The sequence below is a fragment of the Streptomyces graminilatus genome, from assembly GCF_001418565.1.
GTDB lineage: Bacteria > Actinomycetota > Actinomycetes > Streptomycetales > Streptomycetaceae > Streptomyces > Streptomyces graminilatus.
In genome coordinates this window covers 318-1,085 of the sequence record NZ_LIQQ01000695.1, presented here as the reverse complement: position 1 = coordinate 1,085, position 768 = coordinate 318, and the positions used below count along the sequence as shown (strand labels likewise).

Sequence of the window (768 nt, the reverse complement as noted above, 5' to 3'; positions counted from 1 at the left end):
CGGGCGGGTCTTCCCGGGGCGTTGCGGATCATCGGTGGCCACGAGGGGCGCATGACGCGGGTGTTCGAGTGCCTGTTCGATTGAGTGTCGCCAGCCGTCGCGGAGGATTCCGGCGCCGTCGCCGGGTTCGGGTGAGAGGACGCCGTCGACGCAGGCGCGGGCGCAGAGGGCTGCGAGGTCGCGGGCCTGGTGGTCGGTGGTGGTGAACTGCTCGCAGACGTTCACGGGGCGCAGGGTGTGTAGCTGGTTGGCGCGGACCTTGTCTGCGTCGTACGGGCCGTGGTCGGGGTTGAGGGCGACGACCAGGAGCTCGTGGGTGACACCGGGCCGGTGCAGGCGTGCGGGGTCGACGCCGGCGATGTCGGCGAGGGAGAGGATGGCGAGCATGTACTGCGACCAGGCCGGGGACCAGTGGGCTCCGGTGATGATCCAGAAGTCGATGGTGGCGGGTGAGCCGGTGTAGGCGTCGGCGGGGACGCGTTCTGCGGTGCCGTACGTGCCTGTCCACTCGGTGGCCTCGGCGGGTGTCTGGTCGGTCATCGTGTTGTTCCTTCCAGGGGTCGTCGGCGGAGTGCTGCGAGAAGGCGTCTGAGGAGGCCGGGCGGGCGAGGCGGGGCCGAGCAGCAGGGGCCTTCGCAGTAGTACGGGGGCACGGCGGGAATGGGGTCGGGTTCGTCGTCGTCCCAGCCTTCTTCGTCCCAGCCGACGGCGGTCACGGGGTGACCTCGATGCTGTTGAGCGGTATCCGCTCGCCGAGCTGGCGGACGA

The 768-nt window shown here is 70.4% G+C and carries 1 protein-coding gene; it reads right to left on the bottom strand.

The genetic code is table 11. The features are described from left to right. A partial coding sequence (locus tag AOK08_RS40075) for a hypothetical protein (RefSeq protein ID WP_063794228.1) occupies positions 1 to 540 on the bottom strand: 540 nt, incomplete at its 3' end. Positions 541 to 768 lie beyond the last annotated feature (228 nt).